General features: G+C 45.4%; 17 protein-coding genes. 12 read left to right on the top strand and 5 right to left on the bottom strand.

The genetic code is table 11. From position 1 onward, the window contains the following. Positions 1-152 precede the first annotated feature (152 nt). On the top strand, positions 153-1,124 hold the full coding sequence (locus ACR1R9_RS13500) for an MBL fold metallo-hydrolase (protein ID WP_433923437.1): 972 nt from the start codon (positions 153-155) through the stop codon (positions 1,122-1,124). A gap of 71 nt (positions 1,125-1,195) precedes the next feature. Here ACR1R9_RS13500 and ACR1R9_RS13495 read toward each other — a convergent pair whose 3' ends face one another. Then, positions 1,196-1,771, bottom strand: a complete 576-nt coding sequence (locus ACR1R9_RS13495; RefSeq protein WP_433923438.1) for a LysE family transporter — start codon at positions 1,769-1,771, stop codon at positions 1,196-1,198. A gap of 133 nt (positions 1,772-1,904) precedes the next feature. Between ACR1R9_RS13495 and ACR1R9_RS13490 the strand changes: the two genes are divergently transcribed. Further along, positions 1,905-2,459: a helix-turn-helix domain-containing protein gene (locus ACR1R9_RS13490; protein WP_076288336.1), complete on the top strand. Its 555-nt coding sequence runs from the start codon at positions 1,905-1,907 to the stop codon at positions 2,457-2,459. A 98-nt stretch (positions 2,460-2,557) separates the two neighbouring features. On the opposite strand, the gene ACR1R9_RS13485 is transcribed toward ACR1R9_RS13490, so the two are convergent. Beyond that, positions 2,558-4,972: a family 43 glycosylhydrolase gene (locus ACR1R9_RS13485; protein ID WP_076288337.1), complete on the bottom strand. Its 2,415-nt coding sequence runs from the start codon at positions 4,970-4,972 to the stop codon at positions 2,558-2,560. Between the two features lie 388 nt (positions 4,973-5,360). Between ACR1R9_RS13485 and ACR1R9_RS13480 the strand changes: the two genes are divergently transcribed. The 6 genes from ACR1R9_RS13480 to ACR1R9_RS13455 all read left to right on the top strand — a co-directional run bounded on the left by ACR1R9_RS13480 (position 5,361) and on the right by ACR1R9_RS13455 (position 16,504). Beyond that, on the top strand, positions 5,361-9,212 hold the full coding sequence (locus tag ACR1R9_RS13480) for an alpha-L-arabinofuranosidase C-terminal domain-containing protein (RefSeq protein WP_433923439.1): 3,852 nt from the start codon (positions 5,361-5,363) through the stop codon (positions 9,210-9,212). A 226-nt stretch (positions 9,213-9,438) separates the two neighbouring features. Beyond that, complete coding sequence (locus tag ACR1R9_RS13475) at positions 9,439-10,344, top strand: ABC transporter permease (RefSeq protein ID WP_064638694.1); 906 nt, start codon at positions 9,439-9,441, stop codon at positions 10,342-10,344. A 15-nt stretch (positions 10,345-10,359) separates the two neighbouring features. Beyond that, on the top strand, positions 10,360-11,250 hold the full coding sequence (locus tag ACR1R9_RS13470; protein WP_076288339.1) for a carbohydrate ABC transporter permease: 891 nt from the start codon (positions 10,360-10,362) through the stop codon (positions 11,248-11,250). A gap of 76 nt (positions 11,251-11,326) precedes the next feature. Further along, complete coding sequence (locus ACR1R9_RS13465) at positions 11,327-13,078, top strand: sensor histidine kinase (protein ID WP_433923440.1); 1,752 nt, start codon at positions 11,327-11,329, stop codon at positions 13,076-13,078. A gap of 4 nt (positions 13,079-13,082) precedes the next feature. Continuing rightward, on the top strand, positions 13,083-14,741 hold the full coding sequence (locus ACR1R9_RS13460; RefSeq protein ID WP_433923441.1) for a response regulator transcription factor: 1,659 nt from the start codon (positions 13,083-13,085) through the stop codon (positions 14,739-14,741). Positions 14,742-14,860: 119 nt separating this feature from the next. After that, complete coding sequence (locus ACR1R9_RS13455) at positions 14,861-16,504, top strand: extracellular solute-binding protein (protein ID WP_433923442.1); 1,644 nt, start codon at positions 14,861-14,863, stop codon at positions 16,502-16,504. 73 nt (positions 16,505-16,577) lie between these two features. Here the strand turns inward: ACR1R9_RS13455 and ACR1R9_RS13450 are convergent, their stop codons facing one another. After that, on the bottom strand, positions 16,578-18,188 hold the full coding sequence (locus ACR1R9_RS13450) for a response regulator (RefSeq protein WP_433923443.1): 1,611 nt from the start codon (positions 18,186-18,188) through the stop codon (positions 16,578-16,580). Further along, positions 18,169-19,920: a cache domain-containing sensor histidine kinase gene (locus ACR1R9_RS13445; RefSeq protein ID WP_076288344.1), complete on the bottom strand. Its 1,752-nt coding sequence runs from the start codon at positions 19,918-19,920 to the stop codon at positions 18,169-18,171. Before ACR1R9_RS13445 ends, ACR1R9_RS13450 begins: the two co-directional genes overlap by 20 nt. Before the next feature lie 335 nt (positions 19,921-20,255). Here ACR1R9_RS13445 and ACR1R9_RS13440 point away from each other — a divergent pair, with 335 nt between their 5' ends. The 3 genes from ACR1R9_RS13440 to ACR1R9_RS13430 are packed head-to-tail and all read left to right on the top strand — an operon-like array spanning position 20,256 to position 23,768. Then, on the top strand, positions 20,256-21,179 hold the full coding sequence (locus tag ACR1R9_RS13440; protein WP_076288345.1) for an ABC transporter permease: 924 nt from the start codon (positions 20,256-20,258) through the stop codon (positions 21,177-21,179). A 40-nt stretch (positions 21,180-21,219) separates the two neighbouring features. Next, positions 21,220-22,116, top strand: a complete 897-nt coding sequence (locus tag ACR1R9_RS13435; protein WP_240342896.1) for a carbohydrate ABC transporter permease — start codon at positions 21,220-21,222, stop codon at positions 22,114-22,116. 38 nt (positions 22,117-22,154) lie between these two features. Next, positions 22,155-23,768, top strand: a complete 1,614-nt coding sequence (locus tag ACR1R9_RS13430) for an extracellular solute-binding protein (protein WP_083678818.1) — start codon at positions 22,155-22,157, stop codon at positions 23,766-23,768. 81 nt (positions 23,769-23,849) lie between these two features. Here ACR1R9_RS13430 and ACR1R9_RS13425 read toward each other — a convergent pair whose 3' ends face one another. After that, the gene (locus tag ACR1R9_RS13425; RefSeq protein WP_076288346.1) at positions 23,850-24,113 is read right to left on the bottom strand and encodes a hypothetical protein; all 264 of its coding nucleotides are present in this window, start codon (positions 24,111-24,113) and stop codon (positions 23,850-23,852) included. A gap of 232 nt (positions 24,114-24,345) precedes the next feature. On the opposite strand from ACR1R9_RS13425, the gene ACR1R9_RS13420 reads away from it, so the two are divergent. Then, positions 24,346-26,382 (top strand): catalase, encoded by a 2,037-nt coding sequence (locus ACR1R9_RS13420; protein WP_433923444.1) that lies wholly within the window; start codon positions 24,346-24,348, stop codon positions 26,380-26,382. The last annotated feature ends 65 nt before the right edge of the window (positions 26,383-26,447 follow it).

The raw sequence follows: 26,447 nt of genomic DNA, 5'->3' as shown, positions 1-26,447 counted from the left end.
TTAGGGTTGATTGGATATCAAATTCAGATTACCGAAGGCGAATTGATTATAAACGAACAATGATTTAATATAAAGGCTAATATTGCTCCTGTTTTACTCAAGATTGAATGATCGCTTGAATTATTGATTATAGAGAACAGAAGGTATGAATAATGACAAAATACGAAAATCAGGTTCCGACCTCCGCTGGTATGAGCTTCAGCTCCCTCGTGAGCATGTTGAAAGATTCCATGCGGAGAAGTATAGAGCGAAGGCCTGCGGGTAACATTCCGGTGGAGAAATATGAACCAGCGGAATCGTTAAATGTATCCGATCATCCGCAGGTGACATGGTTTGGTCATTCGGCTTTTTTGCTTGAGATCGAAGGACACAGATTGTTATTTGATCCAATGCTGGGCAACCGTCCATCTCCTGTATCCTGGGCGGGTACGAAACGATACAGCACTAACCTGCCGATTCAACCCGAAGACTTTCCTGCCTTGGATGCGATCATTATATCGCATGACCATTATGATCATCTGGACTATTCATCTATCCGCAGATTGAAGAATAAAACACAGCGCTTTATCGTCCCATTGGGCGTGCGTCGAAGACTAATTCAACTGGGTGTGCCCTCGGAACAGATTACCGAACATAACTGGTGGGATGAGCTATCCTTCAAAGGTTTGACATTAGCCTGCACGCCAGCGAGGCATTTCTCCGGCAGGGGGTTATTGGACCGCAATTCGACACTATGGTGTTCGTGGGTCATTGCTGGACAAGAAACGAAGGTTTTCTTTAGTGGCGACAGCGGATACGGTCCTCATTTTAAGGAAATCGGCAGTAAGTACGGACCCTTTGACCTGACCCTGATGGAATGCGGGCAATATGATGAGCGTTGGTCCAACATTCATATGATGCCAGAAGAAACGGTACAGGCACACTTGGATGTAAAGGGAGGGCTGCTCATTCCGATTCATTGGGCAGCATTTACGTTGGCCTATCATGCCTGGAACGAGCCGGTTGAACGGATCACCAAGGCTGCACATGACTTGAATGTCACTATTGCAACGCCCAAAATCGGTGAGAAGGTTGTGCTGAATACGGGAGCTTACCCAAGTCAACCGTGGTGGAGATCAAACTGAGGAAATTTGAAATAAATATAAAAGCGTCCAACTCATTAGATGGGAGGACGCTTTTTCTATTGCATTTATTATTAAATCGATAGGGCGCTATAGATGAGCAAAACACCCATTAGAATATTAAAAGGACGCTCATATTTCAATAAAAAGCTCTGAAATAACATACCGCATAACCCCCAAGTCATATTGGCACTAATGCCAATGATGGTTAGAAGTAACGAAAATACGATCATATGAACATGAGAGTCTCCGAGAGGCATAACAAATACCGAGATGGCCGTAAGACCATACAGAATGACTTTGGGGTTGATGAATTGCAGGGTGAAGCCAAAGAGAAACGTAAAACGATTGACCTTGGGATCTTTGGCATTCACAGGTTTACTTCGCATAATTTTGATCGCCAAATAGATCATGTATACACACCCCAATATGTTCAGGGCCGGTTTGATCCTAGGGATGTATTGATGCAGAATAAGGTTGAAATAACTGGACAGAAACATAATAAGCAGGCAGCCAGCTGCTACGCCGGCAATAAACGGAAGAATTTTTTTGAATCCTTCGTTTCTTGCATGCGTCATCGCGATTATGTTATTGGGACCCGGTGTGAATGAAGCCACAATTGCGTAAGTCAGTAACGGTAAGATATTCATAAGTCCTCCACATTTGATTCTTCTTGTATGTTATATTTAAATGAAATGTACGCTATAACGTACGTTCTTTATGATTGTACAATATGTACGCTATATAGCACAACATAATCTTTTAAACAGAGGTGACTGAATATTGAAAAACATTAATGTTGTTCTGGCACAGAATTTGAAGCAGCTCAGGGAACAAAGAAAACTTAGTCTGGACAAGGTTGCCGAGATGTCTGGAATCAGCAAGACGATGCTGGGTCAGATTGAACGGGGTGAATCCAACCCTACAATTGCGACAGTCTGGAAAATTGCAAACGGCCTGAAAATTTCTTTTACCGCCTTGATTCACGAGCCGAAGTCGGATACTACAGTTGTAACGGGCAGTGATATTCAAGCATTGATGGAGGATGAGGGGAAGATTCGCATTTATCCGCATTTTACCTTCGAAGAGGGGCGGCGTTTTGAAATGTACATGATGGAAATGGATGAAGAGTCTTCTTTGAATGCTGAACCGCATATCGAAGGGGCAGAGGAATTTATTACGGTTTTTGAAGGAGAAGTAACGATTCGGGTTGGGGAGGAGGATTATACGGTAAAACAAGGGGAGTCGATTCGTTTTCGCGCGGATAAGGCTCATGGCTATAAAAATTCGGGAGCCTCTGCGAATAAATTAAGCATGGTCATTCATTATTCAAAGTGAAATGAAATAAAACGCCAATACAACAGTCTGTGAATTCGACCGATAGATTGGCGTTTTTGTTATTTCAAATCAATTCCATGCGTAAGGCTTTGAATAAATTAAGGCTTTTCTTTTGCCTGACGCAGAATTTCGTTGGAGGTTAACGCTTTCTCATATACTTTTACGTTATCCATTGAGCCTTTATAGAAGGGATCGGCTGTATAGCGGCTTTTGCCCAAATAAGCTTCAGTTACTTGCAGATCTTTCGGGTTAAACGTGATTTCCGTGCTGCTTGCTACGACTTTTCCATTCACATACATAGTGCCGGTATCTCCTTGAAGGGTAACAGCGACATGCACCCATTGATTGGAGGGCAGCGGTTCAGCAGCAATCAGGCTCTGATCTCGTCCCTGATCATGAATGGTGAATTGCAGAGCTCCGGTATGCTGGGCGGGAGTAAGGAACATATGTCTAGTCAGGCCATTTCCAAAGTCGAAAATTCGCTGCCAGGCTCCGCCGCCACTCCAGTTGACCCATGCACTAAAGGTGAAATCCGTCGTATCGGTAATGATTCCGGGCAGCTGGATATAGCTGTCGGTTCCGTTAAAAGCTGCAGCCTGATTCTTGCTGCTAACCACAGAAGTCGCCACATTAAAGGCTTGGCCATGGTATTCATTTTTGCTGAAATCCTGTGCGATTTTTGCAAGTTTCTTTTGTTCAAAAGTATATTCTCCAAGCAGTGGACTTACCGCTTGCTGTGGAATGATAACGTTAAACGTTTTGGAGCTTACCGCACTACCTTTTCGAATCGTTGCCGTTAATGCCACCTTGACATCTCCCTTACCCGTGCGAGGACGATTCACTACACCGGTAGCGGACAGCGCAGAGGTGTTGGAAGATTTCCACGTAATCTCTGCATCACGTGTTCCCTTGGTCGGGAGGGACAGGTTGAAGAATACGTTCCCTGTGTCGCCGATACTCAGATCCTTTTTCACCGCATTGACAATATCCTGATCCTTCATTGCAGTCATCTGACTTCCCCAGATTGCCACGCCAGAGGAGGAGAGAGCGCTAAAGGTCAGAACCGTCTTTTGGGAATCTGGCTCCCATTCATGCGTGAAGACACCTTTATACACAACATTATTCGATGTGATTTGCACCTGATTGTCTGCTTCAAGACTCCATGTTCCCGTCACCGCACCACTAATCTGCCCATCTGGTGTGAACTGAACGGTCTGTGAAGATTTGATCTCGGCCGTAATTTCCTTCCCGTGATTCACCCATTTGTATTGACCAGCAATCTCCTGGGTTGTCAGTTGGGCAGTGTTTTCTTCCAATGCCGCATAGCGGTAAGGAGAAACGACAGGCCATCCTTCCGAGTTCATATGCATCTCATGTACGCGGACTTCATGCTCTTCGCCGCGTCCTGGAAAGCGGGAATGGAAGATCAGAAATTGTTTTCCCGTTTCAGCGTCAACATAAGCGGAGTTATGTCCTGGTGATACATAGCCGATACCTTGACCTGTGCCTGGGTCACCGATCTGTCTTTGAAACAGGAAGTTTCCCAGTAATTTGACGCCAAAAGGCTCGATCGAGCGGTCATCAAACAAGGGTTTGTCCTTGTCCGCCTTGACGTTAATCATATCATTTCCTTCAGCATCGAGGAAAGGACCGTCAGGTGTTTTGGAGCGAGCTACCCGAATGTTATATCCCCCGTCAGCACCCAATCCGCCATAGGACAGATACAGATAATAATAGTCGGTTTCGGGACTATAGAGCATATAAGGTGCTTCAATTCGGCTATGATTGCCTCCGGTCAGTTTTTTGCCATACCCCTGATTAGGGAGAGGTTTTCCCGTCGTTTCATCCATCTCCAGAATGAAAATCCCCCCGGAATAGGAACCGTACACCATCCAGAGCTTGCCGTTTTTATCGAAAAATACATCAGGGTCGACCACATTTGGATGTATGGTTGCATCGTATATGGTGCCATCCTCACTGATCTCATCCCACATGCCGGATTTGAGCAGAATACCCTGATCCTTATAAGGCCCCTCAATGTTGTCTGCAACAGCAACGCCTAACGCAGAGCGGGGAGAGTCCCCTTTGCACGCATTGTAGTACATATAAAATTTTCCATCCGCCAACTGAATGACATCTGCTGCCCATAACGTATCGGTCTGCGCCCATTGCAGGGCTTCAGCGAATTCCTTGGTTACATTAGGCACAACAGGGTTGTCATCTGTAACCCCGGAGGCGACCGAATCCCAATTCATCAAATCTTTGGACTTTGCTACTTGAAGATGTGAACCAAAAATATAAAAGGTATCCCCCACCTTGATAACGGAAGGGTCATGAACGGAAACATTCCTGAATGCTGGAACCGTATTTTCAATGGATGTGGAAACTTGCGATTTGGAACTCACCGTCCCCGGACTGTCCGCCAATACGGAGACGGGAGCCAAAGCTGTTGTCGTAAGTAATGCAGAGCTCAGTAAAGAAATATGAAGTACGCTTACCCAATAACGTTTCATACGTTTCCCCTTTCCCAATACATGAAATGAAAAATAGCCCTATTCAATGCCGAAAACGTTAACTGGTTGGACAGCCCTCCTTTTGATTACCACGAATGATCAAGCGCTTTCATTTGTTATATTATCAATCAATTTATATATTTGTAAACTATAAATATCAGAGTTAGTGTGACTTGATAATGGAGAGAGAGATAGGCAAAAGGTCGATGTATTCGTATGAATTCCTATGATATAACAGATTGTTTGTAATTTTGGGATTGAAATATTTACTCGAAATAAGATACTATACGATTAGATTATGTTTTTATATATTTATTAATCAATTTATATTTATACGAATTAAAGAGAGCTCATCTACGATAATTTAACCTACATAGGAGGAATGAACATGACTACATTTCATAATCAACTAATCGCACACTATAAGTTTGAAGATGCAGCCGACATTGGCAAGGATAGCTCAGGAAACGGGCACGTTGGAGCTGCCGCAGGAGAGAAATCACCCAACATTTCTGAAGTGAATGGCAGATGGGCGGTGACTTTTACCGGTGGATTGAACGGAACATCGTATTTGGAGCTGCCATCAAATTTACTGCAAAATGTAAGCGACAACACCGGAGTGACTGTTGCAGCATGGGTCCATTTGGGCAAAGGATCGAACGTGTGGGAGCGGATTTTCGACTTCGGTAAAGGCGAGAAGGGTCCCTATTTATTTCTGACTCGTCAGATGCGAGGCACGTTATACGCAGGCGATGATCTGGTTGTAGACCCGGGACGCGGATTTGCCAGCGGGGAATGGATGCATATTGCTTTATCGGTGGCAGGCAGTCAGGGCGGCACACGCAGCAGTGCGGGGCCGGTTGTATATGTGAATGGTGAGAAGGTGGCAGACGGTTCCATCAGTCAGACATCCAGTGGCAATTATGCCAAGCTGCGCAAATGGTTTGATTCCTTCGTGGACCCTGCGAATTATAGCCGCAATTATATTGGACGTTCACAGTACGCGGCAGATGTAGATTTTGCAGGCTCACTGTCCGATTTTCGGATTTATCAGGCCGCTCTGTCCATGGATGAAGTGATTGAAGTTATGTGCGAGTCCCTGACGGATGAAGAGATTGTGCAGCTGGCAGGAGATAAATATTTATCTGCTCCAGCCCGGATTATTACCAAAGATGTGTCATTGCCTGTAGATTTACTGGGGGGCAAGGTAAACGTGCAATGGAATTCAAGTCAGCCTGAAGTTCTGTCAGCGAATGGAGAAGTTCAACCTCTTAGCTCGGCACAGGAGATTCGTTTGAACGCACTTTTGACCAAAGGTGGAAATACGCTGAATAAAAGTTTTAATGTGTCCGTTGTGCCAGAGCATCTCCCGCCTTATACCGTGACAATACACGGGGACCAGCAGGTGGCGGATATTAGTGAAGTGATGTATGGCCTATTCTACGAAGATATCAACAATGCAGCAGATGGGGGAATCTATGCGGAGTTAGTTCAGAACCGTTCGTTCGAATCCTTTGCATTCGATACGTACTCACATGACTCTGGAGAATGTGGTTGTTCAACAGGTCGGAACCGTGATCCTTTGTTTGCCTGGTCCGGGGATACCGAGAAAATGATCGTACAGCATACCGACGGAATAAACACTCATCTTAACGTGGAAGACCCGGAAGTGAACGCTTATTATGTAACGGTTCAGGCGGGTGCGACCATTCGAAATCGCGGATTCTCGGATTCCAATCAGCATTGTGCCATGTCCATTAAGAAAGGAGAGGCATACGATTTTACCATCTGGGCCAAGGCTGTATCCGCAGGAACGATTACGGTTCAATTGCAGGACGGGAACGGTGATGCCATCAGCGATTCTGTTACCCTGCAAGTTGAGGGCGGTAACACATGGAAGAAGTACGGGATCGCCTATTCCGATACCCGTGTCCTTGTGGCCAATGCCGAATTCAGCGGTCATGCAAGTGGCAGCCATGTGTTGACTCACCCCAATTCTCCCAACATCACCAATTCCAACGTGGCCTTGACCGGAACGGAGACCGCGCTTGGGCAATTGGCACTTTCCTTTGAAGGAGACATTTCCATAGACATGGTGTCGTTGATTCCGCAGGATGTATGGGGAGCCGATCCGAAAGAGCAGGGAGTATCCGCTTCAGCACATGCCAACTACACCGGGAATCCGAACTATCGGCTTAGGAAAGATCTGGTTCAGGCCCTCGTCGATCTGCATCCGAAGTTTCTGCGTTTTCCGGGGGGATGCATTTCCGAAGGTTCGTTCATTTGGGACAATGTGTATGACTGGAAGGATTCGGTGGGAGCGGTGGAGCTTCGCAAAGAGAACTATAACGTCTGGGGTTACATGATGACGATGGGTCTAGGTTATATGGAGTATTTCCAACTGGCAGAAGATTTGAATGCTGCTCCGGTTCCGGTTATGGCCTGTGGTGTTCTGTGCCAGGCTCGATCGGATTATGCACATCCGGCGGGTGGCGCTTTGAGGGATTACTATATCCAAAACTTTACAGACCTGATCGATTTCGCGCTCAGCACGGATATTGAACATAACGACTGGGCTGCCGTTCGAAGCAGCATGGGACATCCTGAACCATTCGATCTGCGTTATCTTGGCGTAGGTAATGAGAACTGGGGAACCGAATTTTTTGCCAACTTTGAAGTATTCAAGACGTCAATTGATGAGTATATGAAACGTAATTATCCTGATCATGAGCTTCATATTATTTCGACAGTTGGGGCCCAGGCAGACGATGATGCGTACCAGCAGGGCTGGAAATTCCTGAGCGGCAATCTGACCGGATCAGCTCAGGTGGCTTTTGCAGATGGCAAAGAGGTCATCGAGGAGACGGTCACTTGGTATGAGAATCAGGACAACTATATGGATACCATTGCGGATGAGCACTACTATCGCTCCAATGACTATTTGCTGAACAACGTGGATCGGTACAACTACTATGAGCGGGCTTATCATGAAGATGGCAGTATGAATTGGACAGAGACATCCAAGGTATTTGTGGGAGAATATGCATCCACGGACAAAAATACACTGGCAGGTGCGATCGCAGAAGCTGCAGTCATGACCGGTTTTGAAAATAATGCGGACGTTGTTCGCCTGGCTGCATATGCGCCATTGTTCAATAAAGTACTGACGGACGGCACCTATCGCTGGACGCCGGACGGCATCTGGTTTGATGATGAAACGGTGTGGTATACACCGAATTATTATGTGCAGCAGCTTTTTGCCAAATTTGTGGGTGAGCAGGTGCTGGGCACTTCATTTTCAACGTACAGCAAGGGGCAACCGATGGAACTCATTCCACGAGGCGGTATCGAGATTGCGACAGGCAATGCCGACATTGTGGTGAAACGGATTACGGTCACATCGAACCAGGATGGCAGTGTGCTGTTTACAGAAGATTTCAGGGAGCGGACAGCTCTGAATGAGTCGTGGATTTGGATTCCGGGATCGGTAGGGTACACGTTGGAGACGGGTAAAGGACTGATTTTGAAAGCCCAGGCAAGCGGCCTGAATGGGTTGTATCTTCTGAACGATGAATGGTCGAATTATAAAGTGGAAGTCGAGGCTCAGCGCATAGCGGGTGAGGATGGCTTCACCATCGGTGTGGGATTGACGGAAAGTTCACCTGAGAAAAAGGATGTCATCGAATACGCAATCGGATATGGCGGCAATGCAACGGGAGTCAAAGTATACAAACAAGGGGTAGAAGGCTACACTCTGGGTGATTATTCTTCCAGTTCCGCGGCGGGGAATCTTCGGGCAGCCAACTATGAACCGCTGGCGAACGATACGAATTATACGATTACGGTGAATTATGGTGGTGACACAGGGAAGAATCTGATCTGCTCTTATACCGATGGTCACACGACCAGCAGAATTCTGGATTACAAGCTGGAAGCATACAACCGGGATGTATTCCATTCCGTTACGAGAGACGAGCAGCATGTGTATGTGAAACTGGTGAACGCAGATGGGGTGGATAAAGCAACCCAAATTCACCTTCAAGATCTGAACGTTACCTCTGTTGCGAAATGGATAACACTTGGTGGAGATGAAGCATTGCTACATGTGCCTAATGTGAACCAGAAGAATGATGAGAAAATTGTTCCACAAGAACAAGTGATACATCTGCAGGAGGATTCGGTTGTTTTGCAGCTTCCTGCTCATTCGGTCAATGTGCTGGTTATGGATATCCAAAAATAATAATATAAGTTGAACCAATAATTTTCACACAAAGTCACTACGTGGTCAGAACCATCTTCCGATCGCTGTTAAACCCAGGTTTATATGTTGCAGCCTTAGAACCGCGATACTCGCGGTTTTTTGGTGTTCCGGGAAGAGAGTCAACAAAAGATACCTAAAGTAAATAGCCTACACTATTGCCGATTCCTGACGGATTCTATAATGAATTTGAAGGAGGAGACAGCTCATGCGTTCCAACTACAGACAATTTATACGAAACGTTCCGCTTCATCTCATGATATTGCCTGGATTGATCATTATTATTGTATTCGGTTACATTCCGATGGCGGGACTCTCCATTGCCTTTCAGAATTTCTCTCCCATTGCCGGATTCAAAAATATGAACTGGGTCGGCCTGGACAATTTCAGGTATCTATTCGATCTGCCGGGGTTCGGTCAGGTCGTATGGAATACGGTATTTATTTCCGCGATGAAAATTGTGTCCGGTTTGGTCATTCCCGTACTTGTGGCCTTGCTGCTGAATGAGGTGCGCAAAACAGGTTTTAAACGAACAATTCAGACGGTCATCTATATGCCGCATTTCTTTTCCTGGGTTATATTGGCCGGTATCATTGTAGACGTATTGTCCCCTAGCACAGGAATTGTAAATATGCTGCTTAAGGCGATAGGGGTTGAACCTGTTCAATTCCTGGCCAGTAACGAATGGTTTCCTTACATACTCGTCATTACGGACCAATGGAAAGAATTCGGATTTGGCACGATTATATATTTGGCCGCACTGACAAACATTGATAAATCCCTGTACGAAGCATCTGTAATGGATGGAGCAGGAAGATGGAAGCAGACCTGGCATATTACGCTTCCTGGCATTCGTCCCATCGTGATTCTGATGGTTACACTGAGTCTGGGTAACGTGCTTAACGGTGGATTTGACCAAGTGTTCAACCTTTACAATCCGCTGGTCTATGAATCCGGAGACATTCTGGATACGATGATCTATCGGATCGGTCTGCAGGATGCGCAATATTCGGTATCAACCGCATTGGGTCTCATTAAGTCAGTCGTTTCGTTTATCTTTATCGGGCTTGGTTATTTCCTCGCCTATCGATTAGCCAATTATCGGATTTTCTAGAAAGGAGGCAAGAACATGCATCACGCTTCGAGAGCCTATCGTTGGTTTCTGGGAATGAATTATGTCATCCTGACCCTTCTTGCCTTGCTGTGTCTGTTTCCCATTGTGAATATTCTGGCAATTTCGTTTAGTTCGAGTGATGCAGTCAAGGCAGGGAGTGTCACATTCTGGCCGGTGGACTTCACCTTGTCTTCGTATAAATACATTCTCGAAAATCAGCAGTTTCTAAATTCATTCGGTACAAGTCTTCTCCGTGTTGTACTCGGAGTTGCGACAAATTTGATTTTCACGATTCTTGTAGCCTATCCGCTCTCCAAAGAGGCAGCGAAGTTTCGTTCAAGAACGTTTTATGCGTGGATTTTTGTCTTTACCATGCTGTTCAGTGGAGGATTAATCCCGGGTTATCTGATCGTCAAGGAAGCAGGTCTTTTGGATTCCATCTGGGCCCTGATATTACCGGGAGCGGTTCCGATCTTTAATGTATTGCTTATGCTGAATTTCTTCAGGGGTTTGCCGAAGGAGTTGGAAGAGGCGGCTTGGATGGATGGCGCAGGTCATTTCCGCACACTATGGAGCATTTACCTTCCTATTTCATTGCCCAGTATCGCAACCATCACACTGTTTGCCATGGTGGGACACTGGAACGCCTGGTTTGATGGCATGATCTATATGAAAAGTCCGGAAGGTTATCCGCTAGCCACGTATCTGCAATCGATGCTCCAGCAAGTGACGATGATTCAGAGTGAAATGATGACCCTGGAGGATGCAACGCTGTTAAGTCAAGTGTCGGATAGAACGACCCAGGCATCCCAAATCTTTTTGTCCGTTATCCCCATTTTGCTCGTGTATCCGTTCCTGCAAAGGTATTTCGTTCATGGACTTGTTGTCGGTAGTGTAAAGGGATAAGATCGATGGAGGAAAACCAATGGGAGGAGCCGATTTCCGGCTCCTTTTTGCCGTTGAGGAGAGGAGTGAAGGGGAAATGAGATTCGCAGTGGGGAGCTGGAAAAATGCATCCATCGTCGTCAAACTGATGATTGCCTTTGTGCTCGTCATTCTGCCCTTATATGGGATCAGTATTATGATCACGCATACCAGCTCCAAGCAAATGCAGACGGAAGTGGAGAAGGCGCATGAATCAAAGCTTTATTTTTACCACAATCATCTGCAATTTGAACTGGAGCGAATGAGTGGACTTGTTACCGAATTTTCGTTCGATGATACGATGTCCACCCTTAGTACACGAGCTGCGATTATGAGCAGATATGAGGTGACTTCCAGTCTCAATGATATCCACAACAAGCTGGGGCAGATCATGGTGACAAGTCCCTATATCAGTGATGTTGTATATTACGTTCCGGCTCTGCATAAACGGGTCAGCGCGGTGGACGGAATTCGCAATGTGGAGGATACAGAATGGAAGGATCTGCTGGCAACTATGGGGAATCTGAATGGTGAGTTGTCTTATTCAGATAACAATCTTTATTTTCTCAAAAGCAATCCGTATAACATGAATCATGAGGAACCGCCCAATTTTATATTAGGCATCCGCTTGTCTGCGGAAGAACTGAAGCACAGATTGCAGCAGCTAGCGGAAACAGGAGGCAGTGATATTACACTGAGCTTCGGTGAGCAGCACAATGTGCTCATTTCTTCTTCGGATGAACCTGTATCGGCCGTACAATTGCAAAAGGTATCACCGGATTCACCAGAATCCATGCAAGTGACGAGATATCAATCTGATCCATATCTGTATTATTCGCTATACGATCCCGATCACTCGTTCACGCTGACAGCCAGTATCCCTAATGATGTGCTCCAAGCTCCACTGGAACAATACAACCTGTGGCTGTGGACATTGACGCTTATTTCAATTGTTATCATTATGATCTTCTCATTTTCAATCTACAGGTCAATTCACAAGCCGTTATCTGTGCTCATTCGCGGGTTCAGAATGGCGGAGCAAGGTCAGACAAGCATTCATATTCCGCAATCCAGACGCGATGAATTCGGTTATTTATACTCTCGCTTTAACCACATGATAGAGCGCTTACATATTTTGATTGATGAAAATTATGTTGCCCGGATTCGAACCAGTGAGGCAGAACTCAAACATTTGCAGTCCCAGATTCAGCCTCATTTTCTATACAACAGTCTGTTCAGCATCAAACAAATGGCCGAGGTCGAGAATGTTGAATTAATTCAGGAATTCACCGACTATTTGGGTCAATATTTCAGGTATATGTCCAGGGATTCTCATTCCGAAGTATCGCTCGGTGAAGAGGTGGACCATGCCTTGGTCTATGCTTCTATTCAGAAAATTCGATTTGGCTCAAGAGTTCAACTGCAGCTGGAGGAACTAAGTAGAGAGTATCGAGACATCGCCATTCCCAGAGTCATTATTCAGCCAATTGTCGAGAATGTCTTCGAACACGCCCTTGCCAAACGCAGTCAAGGCGGGATTCTGAAATTATCCTATCAAGTCGCACACGACAAATTGTCCATTCGGATAGACGATGATGGTGATCAATTAACGGATGAAGTCTTGAGCAGCCTGCAAGAATCCTTTCAAGAATCTGCGAATCAGAGACATGGGAATGAAGAGATTACGGGACTAATGAATGTGAATCAACGTTTACGGATCAAATTCGGGGCGGGCAATGGCCTTTGTGCTCAGCGCAGTGAGTTAGGCGGTTTATGCATGATTTTAAATATTCCATGGAGACGGGAGTAATCGTATGCAGCGGATGTTAATTGTAGATGATGAACCGGTTATTTTGGATGGTCTTTATGCTTTCTTTCAAAAAGCGGATTTTCAGGATATGGAGATCATTAAGGCATACTCTGCCTTTGAAGCAATCGAGTGGTTGAATTCTGTCAAAATTGATATCGTACTCAGCGACATCTGCATGCCTGGCATGGATGGCATGGAGCTGATCGAGAAGATTATGGATCGTTGGCCACGATGTAAAGTGCTATTGCTGACAGGTCATAACGAATTCGATTATGCACATCAAGCGATACGTAACCCTTGTGTTGTGGATTACCTGTTAAAGACAGAGGGCATGAGTCATATTCGTGCAGCGGTAGAGCGGGCGTTAACACAAATTTCGGAGGAAAATGATTTTCGTTACCAGCATGCCTGGTTTCGCAGCAAGCTTCCCAGAGCGCTGCCGCAGCTGCAAAGACAGTTGCTGCTGGATCTCCTAAAACGAACAGAAAGACATGATATCGCCGCGCTTCAGGAAGAATTGGATGCAGTCCAGTTACCTTTTATGTCCAATGAGCCGGTAATCCCGGTCATCATACGGGTTGAGGAGTGGAACAACTATCAATCCCAGGCGGACCGGAGTTTAATTCGCTATGCTGTTGCAAACGTTGCGGAGGAGCTGCTCCAGGATAAGGCCAAGGTCAAAGCTATTGATCTGGATTATCAGGTGATCGCCTGCTTTGTTCAGCCCAAGGCGGAGCCATCGAGCTTCCATACAGGACAGCAGGAGAAGTGGGAACAGACACTTCGTTTCGTCTATGGAACGCTGGAGTCTGTGCAGCAATCCTGTGTGGATTGTCTGAATCTGTCCGTCTCCATTATGGTGAGCGAACTTGCGGTGGAGTGGGTGGAGCTAAGTCAGGCGATTGCACAGTTGCGTCTGTCGATCCATGAGGGCCCTGGACTTGGGATGGAGAAGCTTCTTCGGGTCAAGGTGCAGCATGATTCGCCATACACCCCCAATATATTGAATCAGCAGAATGTTGCGACTCTTCATCTGGATCAGATCAGGCAGCACGTTACAGCAGGAGATCGGGAGTGGATAGAGTCGTTTCACAAATGGACAGAGGCTTCAAAAGAAGGACTTCAGGACCCATTCTTTCGAATGAAGATCTATTCAGGCGCAGGTAATGCACTGATTGAGCTTGTTCATGAACTGGGCTTGTACGAATCAGCAATGGAGGAAATTGCGTTATCTCGTATGCTTTATTTTGACATCCATACGCCGTGGTCCGATCTGGTCGTTTTTTATCAATCGGCATATGAATGGATCATCTCCAAAAGGAGTGTTACACGTATCCATGATCAGTCGCAGATTCTCATTACCATTCATCATTATATCAAGCATCATCTGGAGGATGACCTATCGCTAACCCGTATTGCACAGGAGGTTTCCCTCAATCCTTCATATCTGTCCCGTTGGTACAAACGTATTACTGGCAAAGGTATATCCGACTATATCCATGATCGGCGCATCGAGCGCAGCAAGGAATTACTTCTCGGCTCTGCCTGCAAAATGCATGAAATATCCGCCAAGGTCGGATTTAGTGATCAGCACTATTTTTATCGTTTCTTCAAAAAGGCCACCGGCTGCACGCCACAGGAATATCGGGATCAAAAAAGTTAGATCAAGTCTGAAATGGTAAATCAAAGATACCAGATGTCAACGGGGTACACTCGTAGTGATAGCGCTTTCTTACTAAAATAAAATTATACCTCACGGGAGGAATAAAAAGGGGGATTCGCATGAACATGTCATTAAAGAAATTCTCATTGTTAACGTTAACCATGGTTCTGGCAACCACGCTTGCAGCCTGTTCATCGGGTACGGGTAATGCTGAGAATGAAGCCCAACCGAACACACAGCAGGATGCCGGAGGTCCGCTTACGAAATATGATCCACCCATTAAATTAACATCAACCATGAATGAAACCGGGAAAGAATCGCTTGCTGAAGGCGATACACACGCTAATAACATTTGGACCAGAGGATACAAGGACGAGCTGGGAATCGATGTCACCTATGACTGGATTGTCCCGGATGCCAATTATAACGATAAGATGAACGTCACCCTGGCGAGTGGCGATTTGCCAGATGTATTGAAAGTAAGTGCTGTGCAGTTTGAGCAGCTGCATGAAGCGGGGATGCTGGAAGATTTGACTGAGGTCTATGATAAGTACGCATCCGATCTGGTTAAGGAATTTATGTCTGCTGAGGATGGAGCAGGTTTGAAGCCAGTAACCAAGGAAGGGAAAATATACGCAATGGTCAGTTTCCCAGGCTCGCTGGATTCCTCGGATATGATCTGGATTCGCCAGGATTGGTTGAAAAAGGTCGGGCTTGAAGCGCCAAAATCAATGCAGGACGTTATCAAGATTGCGGAAGCCTTCACCTTCGAAGATCCGGACGGTAACGGCAAAGATGACACGTATGGTATTGCACTCAACAAGGATTTGCCAATTAATGCGTTCCTGCTTGGTTATCATGGTTATCTCGAAACTTGGATCAAGGATGCTTCGGGTCAGGTTGTGAATGGAACCATTCAGCCTGAGGTGAAGGAAGGATTACGCGAACTGCAAAATCTGTATTCGAAGGGTGTACTCGACCCTGAGTTTGGTGTTAAGGATTTTACGAAGATGATGGAAGATGTGAATGCAGGCAAATCAGGCATGTTCTTTCTGCCACAATGGGCACCATTTCAGGTTAGCAGTATGATTAAGAAGGATAAGAACGTAGACTGGCTGCCTTATCCAGTTCAATCTATCGATGATCAGCCTGCCAAAACGCAGAATCACTTAAGCTTGGGTGGAATATTTGCCGTACGTAAAGGATACGAACACCCGGAAGCATTGATCAAACTGCTGAATTTTCAGGCAGAGAAAATGTTCGGTGAGTCAGCCAAGGAAGAGCGTGCTGCGTATTTGAACGGCTTGACCGGACTTGGTTTTCATAATGCGACCGTATCCAATCTGCCCGCCAACAAAAACGTGAAGGCACAGGACGAAGTCGAGCAGGCGCTTAAAACGGGAGATACCTCCGGATTAGAGCTTGAAGCGAAGCTGTTCTACGATGATATTATGGATTACCGCAATGGGAATTTGGATAAGTGGCATATGGAACGTATTTTTGGACCGGAAAGCTCGCAGGGTGTCATTAAATATTACCGGGATAACGACCTCATTGTCATGAATGAATTTATCTACGCCCCGACGAGAACCATGAACACGAAACAGGCAACCCTGGATAAACTGCGTGCTGAGACGTTCCTGAAAATCATCTACGGCAACCTGTCTATTGACGAGTTCGATAACTTTGTTGCAAATTGGAAAAAACTTGGTGGTGACCAGATCACTCAGGAAGTGAATGAAGTCATTAATGCGAATAAATAAGCCATAGTAAAACAGCAAATGCCACTCTGCGTACGATTCGCAGGGTGGCATTTTGTATTACAAGCTATAAAGGTCATCCGGTTTCATGAGAGCCTTCTTTCTGCTTCTTGCGATATTCATTGGGGCTGCAGCCCATCTCTTGTTTAAATAGTTTGGTGAAGTGAGAGTAGTTGGTATAACCCACATTTCCAGCAATGGTATGCACCGAATGTGCGGTGGTCTCCAGGAGATGCCGGGCCGCCACAAGACGGGTATGGATGACATAATGGCCCAGTGAAATGCCCATCTCTTTCTTGAACAGCCGTGCCAGATAATCCGGATTCAGATATACCATCTCCCCCAGATTATTCCTCGTTAAATCTTCTCCATAGTGCGTGCGTATATAGTGGGTAATCTCATGTACAACCGACTTGGGCTGCTCGGCAACATTCAGATATTCCGCAGCCGTATTAACCAGGTAGGCAATATAGGATTGCATATCTTCAATAGAATGCAGAGATTGCATGAACAATTGATCATTCGTTTTGCCCATATATAGCTTGTGCACTTCGATCTCCTTACTCTTCAATTGGGCATACACAAGTTGCACCAGATCAAGACGCAACAAACTTAGAACGGCGGTACCTACCACACCTTCACGGACCAGTTGATGCATATAACGACCCGTTTCATCCAGAAAAGCCTGGAAGCGATTTTCATTTAACAATTTCTCCAGCAATCCCAGATCAGGCGGTGTGTAATTCAACTCGGGTCTATTATAGTTTTCCAGTAAAAAAGTTTGGTTGCGATGTTTGATTCGCTCTTCATTCATAAGCAACAACTCATTGATGGTATTACGAATCTGACCCAGTGGTAGAGAGAATCCGATACTACAGCAAACATCAGACTTTAGGTAATTATTAACCTCGGGGATAAACAAACCGCACATGGATTCGATCAGCTGTGCATCCGGCGCCCCGTTCCATTTTAGAATAATCATCCAGTTATGATCCTTGATTTCGATAATGGCTTCAATGGAGAACAACGTGTTCTGGAACCGCTCAACCATTACATTCAAACACGCGTAATCGAACAGGTTCTTGTCCGTCTTGCCCAGCGTATGATCGTACGGAAACAGGTTAACCAGAATAGGGAGAAACAGATCGGTTGTTTCATAAGGCAGATTTTGTTCTGTCAAAAAGGCAGAGACGTTGGCAGGGCTGGAAGGAAAAGCTTTACCGGAGATTAGCCTGCGCCAGCTGTCCTCAATCAGTTTGCTTCGGTTTTTCTGCCACAGCTCACCCTCATGAATGGCTTTCTCAATGAATTGCTGGTCGCGGGCTTTAGCAACTGCCTTTTGAATAATAAGAGTTAACTTGTCAAACTCGATTGGTTTTAGAAAATAATCAAAGCTTTGCAGCTCGATTGCTTTCTGGGCATAGTTGAAATCGGCATAGTTGGTCAGAAATATCGTCTGTACATTATGCGATTCCTCCCGGACCCATGCGAGTAATTCCAGCCCGCTACCCTGGGGCATCTCAATATCACATATGAGAATCTGTACGGGATGAGTTTGCAACACTTCCTTGGCCTGCGCAATATTGTATGCTGTGAATATTCTATGAATCCCCAATGCCTCCCAATCAATTTTCTTTTCCAAAGCCATGACAACAAAATAATCATCATCAACCAGCAATGCATTCATGGTTTGTCACCTCTCCCGGAGTATCTGAATTCAGTATCATTTTAGGCAAGGAAAGCGTGATCCGAGCGCCACTTGCGTCGTTTGCAAACGTAATATTTGCTTCATCTCGATATAACAATTCCAAACGTTGGATGGTATTCATAATGCCGATCCGGTTGCCGCCAGTTTGTTCCAGCGCTTCTCCACGCACCAAAGCGTCAAGAACATCTGGGCTGAAGCCTGGTCCTGTATCCGAAATCTGGATGAGTACATGATCGCCACTTTCCTGTCGTTGTTCCGTCACGGATAAAGTAATACATAGTTCCCGGTCTCGAGAGACCCCATATTTGACCGCATTTTCGATGAATGTCTGAATGACAAGTGGGGGCACAGCGATGCCCGTGATGACCTCAGGCTGTTCGATTCGATAGGAAAAAGCGTCGCGGTAACGCGACTTCTGGATGTCCAGAAACGTTCTCACATGTTCAATCTCATTCTCCAGAAGAACGAAATTCTCCCCACTTTGAAAGATATATCGGAAATAACGAGAGGTAGCTAGTGCCATACTCTCAATTTCCTCGTACATCTGCATCTGTGCCATACTGTACATGCTCGTCAGACAATTCAGGAAAAAGTGAGGTTTAATCTGCAATTTCATATAATCCAATCGTATTTTTTGTTTCTCCAATTCTTGCTCGTAGCGATCGATCTTGAACCGTTTAATCTGGCTTACCAGTTCTTTAAACTGTGCATTGACCTGCTCCAGTTCCATTATCCGGCTACTCTTGAAGTCTGTCGCTTCATCTCCTTCGTTAATACGCGCCAGATTTTTGGAGAATCTCTGAATGGGAACGAGCAGATTTCGCCTGAAAAACATGATGATCGCACTTAACGTGGAGGTGATGATCAGAAAAAGCAGCATAATGAGCAGCTGAGCTACCATGATTTTCTCGAATGCGCCAAACTTGATGGCCATATGCACGCTGAATGCCGCATTGGAGAAGTCGCTGCTGACAATATTATGAGACTGGAACAGATCGAGAAATGAATGTCTCTCTTCTGGTATGTGATCCCCGCCGGCAGGTCCGGAAAGTTGCACTCCATTTTCGTCTACTAGAGAGGCGTACCCGTTGGCACCCAGATTAATCTGCTGGAGAGGGGCGATCAGTTCATCTGCGGATATCAAGGCAACAAGATAACGGTTGTAGTACGGCACAATATTGATAAGATAAGAAGTGCCGTTCACGTGAATTGGTGTCCAATGGGAATAGAACTTCTCATATACACCTTTATCACGGGTCAGCGTAATGATTTGTTTTTTCACTTCTGAATAATCCGAATAGGAGATACTTATTGGTGCGCAGTTAAGGAAATATTCACTATTCTCCAAATAATAAAAGAAATTGTACGACTGCCCGTAGTTTCGCTGTAGTTCGGCGAAGAGCAAATGTAGTTTCTCGTTGGCCTTCAGGAACGGAATACTGTTCACGCCATATGTATTCATGTTGTCGAGATTCTCGTCATTGGCCAGTGTCCACCCCATGAAATGATTAATGTACGCAAAATCGTGATTAATGCGATTGATGTACAGATCAGCTGCATCCTGCAAGTATTGGGTGGACTGCTGTTTGACCATGGAGATGGACGCAATGCTGATTACGAGATCCAAGATGAGCACGACAAAAGAAATGACGAACATCATGCGGATATAATGCCGGATGGGGTAGGGTTTGATGGTGTTCAGGTTTGCCATGGAACAATGCACCACTTTCTTGATTGCTTGGTTATGAATACGCTTTAATATCTCAGGAATAGTATAAAACCTTTATTTGAAAAAAACATAAAGAATTGCATCTTTTGATTCAGAAGTCCGAATTACACACACGAAAGTCTGGATAACGATATGATTTTTGCATGTAAGCATCTTGGTTACTTGTAAAGTTCATGGATGGAACTATAGAAGTCCGAATAACGTCCTTAGCGGTCCGATAAACCCAATGTGAAGCAGTTTATACTGAAGCTATTCCAGAGATGACAGGTCCTACGGGAGAGCAGCATCAGTATATTTACAGGAGGGAAGGAAGAACCATGAGGACCAATCCACTTTATATTGGAAGAACGTTGGAGAGAATTAGGCGAAATTGGGGTCTTTACGTTTTGCTTTTTCCAGCGGTTCTGTTGACACTTTTATTTGCCTACAAGCCGATGTACGGCGTATTAATCGCCTTTAAGGACTACAGTCCGGCGCTTGGGATCGGAGACAGCCCTTGGGCTGGATTCAAATACTTTGAGAAATTCTTTAAATCCTATCAATTCACCAATACGATACGTAACACACTTGTGATCAGTCTGTACAGCTTGGCTACTTTTCCGATTCCAATTATGCTTGCATTACTGGTGAACCAGATGAGAGCAGGGAGATTCAAGAGGTTTTTTCAGACAGTCTCCTATATGCCTCACTTTATCTCAACGGTAGTTATGGTCGGGTTGATGCTAATCCTGTTCTCGCCAAGTACAGGACTTGTTGGCAATATGTATCAGCTGTTTGGAGCACAAGCACCGGACTTAATGGGTTCATCAGCTCTGTTCAGCAGTGTGTATGTATGGTCTGACGTGTGGCAGCATGTCGGTTGGGATAGCATTATCTACATTGCCGCGCTGTCTGCCGTAGACCCAAGCCTTTATGAAGCGGCCACGGTTGATGGGGCAAGTCGATGGCACAAGGTTCGTTATATTGATATTCCGATGCTGCTGCCGACTGCCATAACGCTGCTTATTCTGCGGGTAGGTGGATTACTCGGCGTAGGATTTGAGAAGGTGTATCTGATGCAGAACGACCTGAACATTCTCTCAAGTGAAATTCTGTCCACTTATGTATACAAAATCGGGTTGCTGAGCAGTCAATACAGCTTCTCCTCAGCAATAAACCTGTTTAACACGGTCATTAATTTCATTTTGCTTATTCTAGTCAATCAGTTGTCCAAGAAATACAGTGAAAACAGTCTATGGTAGGGGGGAGACAAACAAGATGAGCGTTATGGAACCGGCAGCAATGACCAGAACTCCCCGTATCAAACGTCGACCACGTGTTACGGTTGCAGAAGTCATATTGTATGCCTTTGCTGTTCTTTTTCTAATTGCTATCATTTATCCGATCTATTTTATTGTCATCGCCTCGTTCAGTGATCCTTCATCTGTGGCTAACGGACAGGTGTGGGTGTTCCCCAAAGGATTCACTCTGGAAGGGTATAGGGAACTTCTCCGACACGAAAATATCTGGATCGGATATCGCAATACCATTCTGTATACAGTGGTTGGAACACTCTTCGGGCTTGTCGTTAATATTTCGGCGGCTTATGCATTATCGAGAAAAGATCTGGTTGGGCGCAAATTTTTCTCGCTGTTCTTTATCTTTACAATGTTCTTCAGCGGGGGATTGATTCCAACCTTCCTGACGATCCGCGACTTCCATCTCTATAACACGTTCCTCGTGATGGTGCTTCCGTTCTCTGTAGTTGTTTTCGACATGATTGTCGCCCGGACATTTTTCCAGACCAGTATTCCGGGAGATTTATGGGAAGCTGCCCAGATCGATGGCTGTGGTAACCTGCGGTATTTTGTACTAATCGTATTGCCGCTGTCCAAAGCAATCATCGCAGTACTTGGACTATGGATTGCTGTAGGGTATTGGAATTCATATTTTAATGCCCTGATTTATCTGAAAGATCCGAATCTATATCCGCTGCAACTCATTTTACGTAATATTCTCATCACAAATCAGATGCAGTCTGGCATGGGTACAGGAGAAGCAGCACAAGTTGCCCTGCGTCTTGCCAATTTGATGAGGTATTCCGTTATTATTATCGCTACAATTCCAATCATGTGTGTGTATCCATTCATCCAAAAATACTTCAATCAGGGGGTGATGATCGGCGCAGTGAAGGAATAGGCAGGTTGAAATTCATTACGAATCAAGGGGGTTCCCAAATGGGGAAAAAGATAGGGAAGAAGTTATTCACCAAAATGAGCAGCCTGATTCTCGCGTCGGCTATGTTAGTCAGCGTGGTTGGCTGTAGTAGCGGAAATGGTAGTGAACCTGCGGAGACTACGGTATCAAGCGATTTTAATCAGGAAGGTATGCCAATTGTCAATAAACCGGTCACACTCAAGGTGCTGACGGTTCGTTGGGGGAATATGGGCGACACCTTTACACAGAACCAATGGCTCAAGGATTTGGAGAAGGATTCTAATGTGAAAATTGAGTGGCAGGTCATGTCCTCTAATGACTGGGGTGAGCAGAAATCTATTATGCTTGCCAGTGGTACACTCCCGGACATTATCTTGGGTGACCAGGTGTTCAGCGATTCTGACATTGTAAACAACCTGAGCTATTTCCGTCCACTGGATGAGTACATTGACTCGTATATGCCCAACTTGAAGGCGGCTATGCAAGAGACGCCAGATATGAAGAAAATCAGCACGTTTCCTGATGGCAAAATCTATTCTATGCCAACAAGACTGCCTGCCCGTCCGAAAAGCCGGAATCAGCCTGTAATCAATAAGGCTTGGCTTGATAAGCTGGGGTTGAAAGCACCAACGACAACAGAAGAATTGTATCAGGTATTGAAAGCGTTTAAGGAAAAAGATCCGAACGGAAATGGAAAACAGGACGAAATTCCGTACACGGAAACGGGTCTGAATGTGGACTTCCTGAATCCATTCGGAATCACTGACATTAATGCCAGCAGTATGATTGTGCAAGACGGTAAACCGGTCTTCTTCCCAACGACTGACGAGTATAAAGAAGCTCTTATTTATACACATAAGCTGTATTCAGAAGGGTTGATTGATCAGGAGCTGTTCACACAAGACAATACAATGACATCAGCCAAATGGCAAAATGCAGACATTCCAATCGTCGGCTTTAGCAACCAATGGACGCCTGATGCTGTGTTTGGAAAGTGGAGTGACCAATATGAAGCGATTGCACCTATTGCCGGACCTGATGGCAAACGCTATCAGCCTGGGGATCCTGGGGGCATGAATCTGGCTCGTAATGAACTGCTCATTACAAGTTCATGTACTGTTCCTGAAGTAGCCGCACGCTGGGCAGATCAGTTCTATTCCAACGAAGCCAGCATTCAGAATTTCTGGGGTGCGATCGGAACTGTAATTGAGAAAAATGATGATGGCACATACACGTTGATGGACCCGCCGGCAGGCACCAGCGCCGATGCTTGGTACTGGGATCAATCCTTGCGTGATTTCGGACCTAAATATGTAAGCCCTTCCTTTGAAGAAAAAATTAAACTTAATCCGAAGGCTGGTGACGGTCTCAAGCTGGAAATCGATCAGTTGGGCAGTGCAGATGTAACAACACCTTATCCGAAGGTTATGTACAATGCTGAAGAGTTCCAGGAGCTGCCAACGCTGACAACGGATATTGACGGTTATGTAGCAACAATGCGAGCTCAGTGGGTAACCAAAGGCGGCATCGAAGAGGGCTGGGATGCTTATATCAAAAAGTTGAATGATATGGGACTTGAACAGTTACTGACCATCCGTAATAATGCCTTCGAACGTTATATGAACGTCAAATAGAGTGGAGTTCAGTCACATCATTCATTGATTAAATAACAAAAAGGTGCGCTTCCTTATTGAAGGAGTGCACCTTTTGTTCGTTTATGATCTGCGTTTCAACAATAAAACGCCACTGATGTTCGATGTTTTTTTGCTATAGACCACTTTAAAACCAATATCATTGTCCAGCAAACAGTTTAAGGCATTAATCAGCAATGCACCACGCACCAGTGTGAAGGTACAAGGGGATGTGTTCCCAATCACACGTACACTTCTGATTCGGCGTGCAGAACCGGGAACGAGCGGATTTCTGGACCAATAGATCAATACTAAATCCGGTTGTGGAACAGCCTTTACACATGCCATCCTCATCATCTCTTTTCTATTAGATTCTTTATAGTAAATGAAAAGCAGATTCAGAAGGTGCTAGACAAAAGACGCGATATTTAATAAATGGACAATCACGAGGTAAACCTCATGGCTAAGCTCATGTTATTCGTATTTGTAGTCACACATGGGATTCGGATCAAAGTATGGTATATCAGGCAATCATAAGTGTTCTTCCAGTCCCATACATATAATGCTGGAGGTGATTGGAATGAGCAAGGAACCCATGGATGAGAACAAAAAGATAGAGCAGCGAAATGCCTTTCTTCGGGATAATAACGGAAAAGAAATGTCTTCCAATGAAGGGATTAAAATATCGGATGATAGCAACTCACTAAAAGCTGGGGATCGCGGACCCACGCTGCTAGAAGATTTTCTGATGCGTGAGAAACTGTCTCACTTTGACCGTGAACGCATTCCGGAGAGAGTTGTGCATGCACGGGGATATGGAGCCTACGGTGAATTTGAGTTATATGAGTCACTTGAAGAGTTAACGATGGCGCATTTTCTTCAGGATCCCGGTGTGAAAACACCGCTATTTGTTCGTTTTTCCGAGGTCGCAGGCTCCAAAGGAGTGAACGAAACGAATCGGGATGTGCGTGGGTTTTCAGTAAAGTTTTATACCGAAGAGGGCAACTTTGATCTGGTCGGGAACAATATTCCGATCTTCTTCATTCAGGATGGGATTAAGTTTCCGGATCTGATACATGCGCTGAAACCGGAACCCAATAATGAAATTCCACAAGGCTCCACTGCGCACGACACCTTCTGGGATTTCATCGCGAATAATCAGGAGTCGGCAGCCATGGTCATGTGGATTATGTCGGATCGCACGATACCGCGAAGCTTTCGAATGATGCAGGGATTTGGAGTACATACCTTCCGGCTGGTGAACAAAGAAGGTAAATCCAGATTCGTGAAATTTCATTGGCGGCCGGTACTTGGTATGCATTCTTTTGTGTGGGATGAGGCGCAGAAGCTGGGCGGGGCGGACCCGGACTTTCATCGCAGAGACTTGTGGGAGAATATCAATGCAGGCAACTTTGCTGAGTTCGAACTTGGAATACAGGTGCTGGAGGAAGCAGATGAATTCAAGTTTGATTTTGATATTTTGGATGCAACGAAATTATGGCCAGAAGAAGACATTCCGGTACGAATCATTGGCAAAATGACGATTAACCAAAATGTCGAGAATGTATTTGCGGAAACGGAACAGTCGGCTTTCCATCCTGGCAACATTGTACGTGGCATTGATTTCAGCAATGATCCACTGCTTCAAGGCCGACTATTCTCGTATACGGATACACAATTGGCAAGGGTGGGCACGAATTATCAAGAATTGCCGATTAATCGTCCCGTGTGCCCTGTACATAATAACCAGAGAGACGGAGCTTCCCGTTACACCATTGATCGAGGAAGAGTCGCCTACCACGAAAACTCTCTTGCCAATAATTCTCCCTATACTGTGCCCGGTACAAAAGGTGGGTTTGTAACGTATCCTTCCACGGTGCAAGGTCTCAAGGAACGAAAAACGGCAGATAGTTTTCTGGATCATTTCTCGCAAGCACGTTTATTCTGGAACAGCATGACAGGCGTGGAGAAGGGTCATATCATTCAGGCACTCACGTTTGAGCTCGGGAAGGTAAAGGACGTTTCGATTCGTCAACAGGTCGTTGATATGTTAGGAAATATCAGCACAGAGCTGGCGACCATTCTGGCCCGCGAACTTGGAGTCGCTGTACCGAACGTTCATGAATCTTCAGTGACCAAATCCTCCCCTGCGTTAAGCATGGCCAATACCGTGTTTTCTCCCAAAACGCTGCGCGTCGGGGTGATTGTCGGTGAAGGATTTGATGGTCCGAGCACACAATACATTTTGGATGAGCTTAGGAGCGCTGGACTTTGCCCAGTCATTGTTCATGAAAGACAAGGTGTGGTCCATGGAACAGGCGGTGTGGAGTTGAAAGTGGACGACAGCTTTTTGACCGGATCACCATTGGTATATGATGGGTTATTCATTGTTGGAGGACAGAAGGAAGATGATTATTTTCAGAAATACACCCGATCCTATGCCATTGCAACGTACAATCATTTTAAACCGATAGGTGCTACACCGACAGGGGCGGCCCTGATTCAGCCAGTCGGCATTATCGGCAAACCTGGTGTCATTGTGGAACAGAAACCTTCAGCTTTTGCAGAGCAATTCATTCAAGCCATGACCCAGCAACGCTTCTGGAATCGAACGTAGCAGGCTGGATGCCTTCAAACGAGCGGATATCAAATAACAAGAAAAGGACCTCACTAGAGATCCTT

The organism is Paenibacillus taichungensis (assembly GCF_050994985.1).
GTDB classification, from domain to species: Bacteria; Bacillota; Bacilli; order Paenibacillales; family Paenibacillaceae; genus Paenibacillus; species Paenibacillus taichungensis.
The sequence above is the reverse complement of the archived record's forward strand: the minus strand, read 5'-3'. Positions and strand labels throughout refer to the sequence as shown.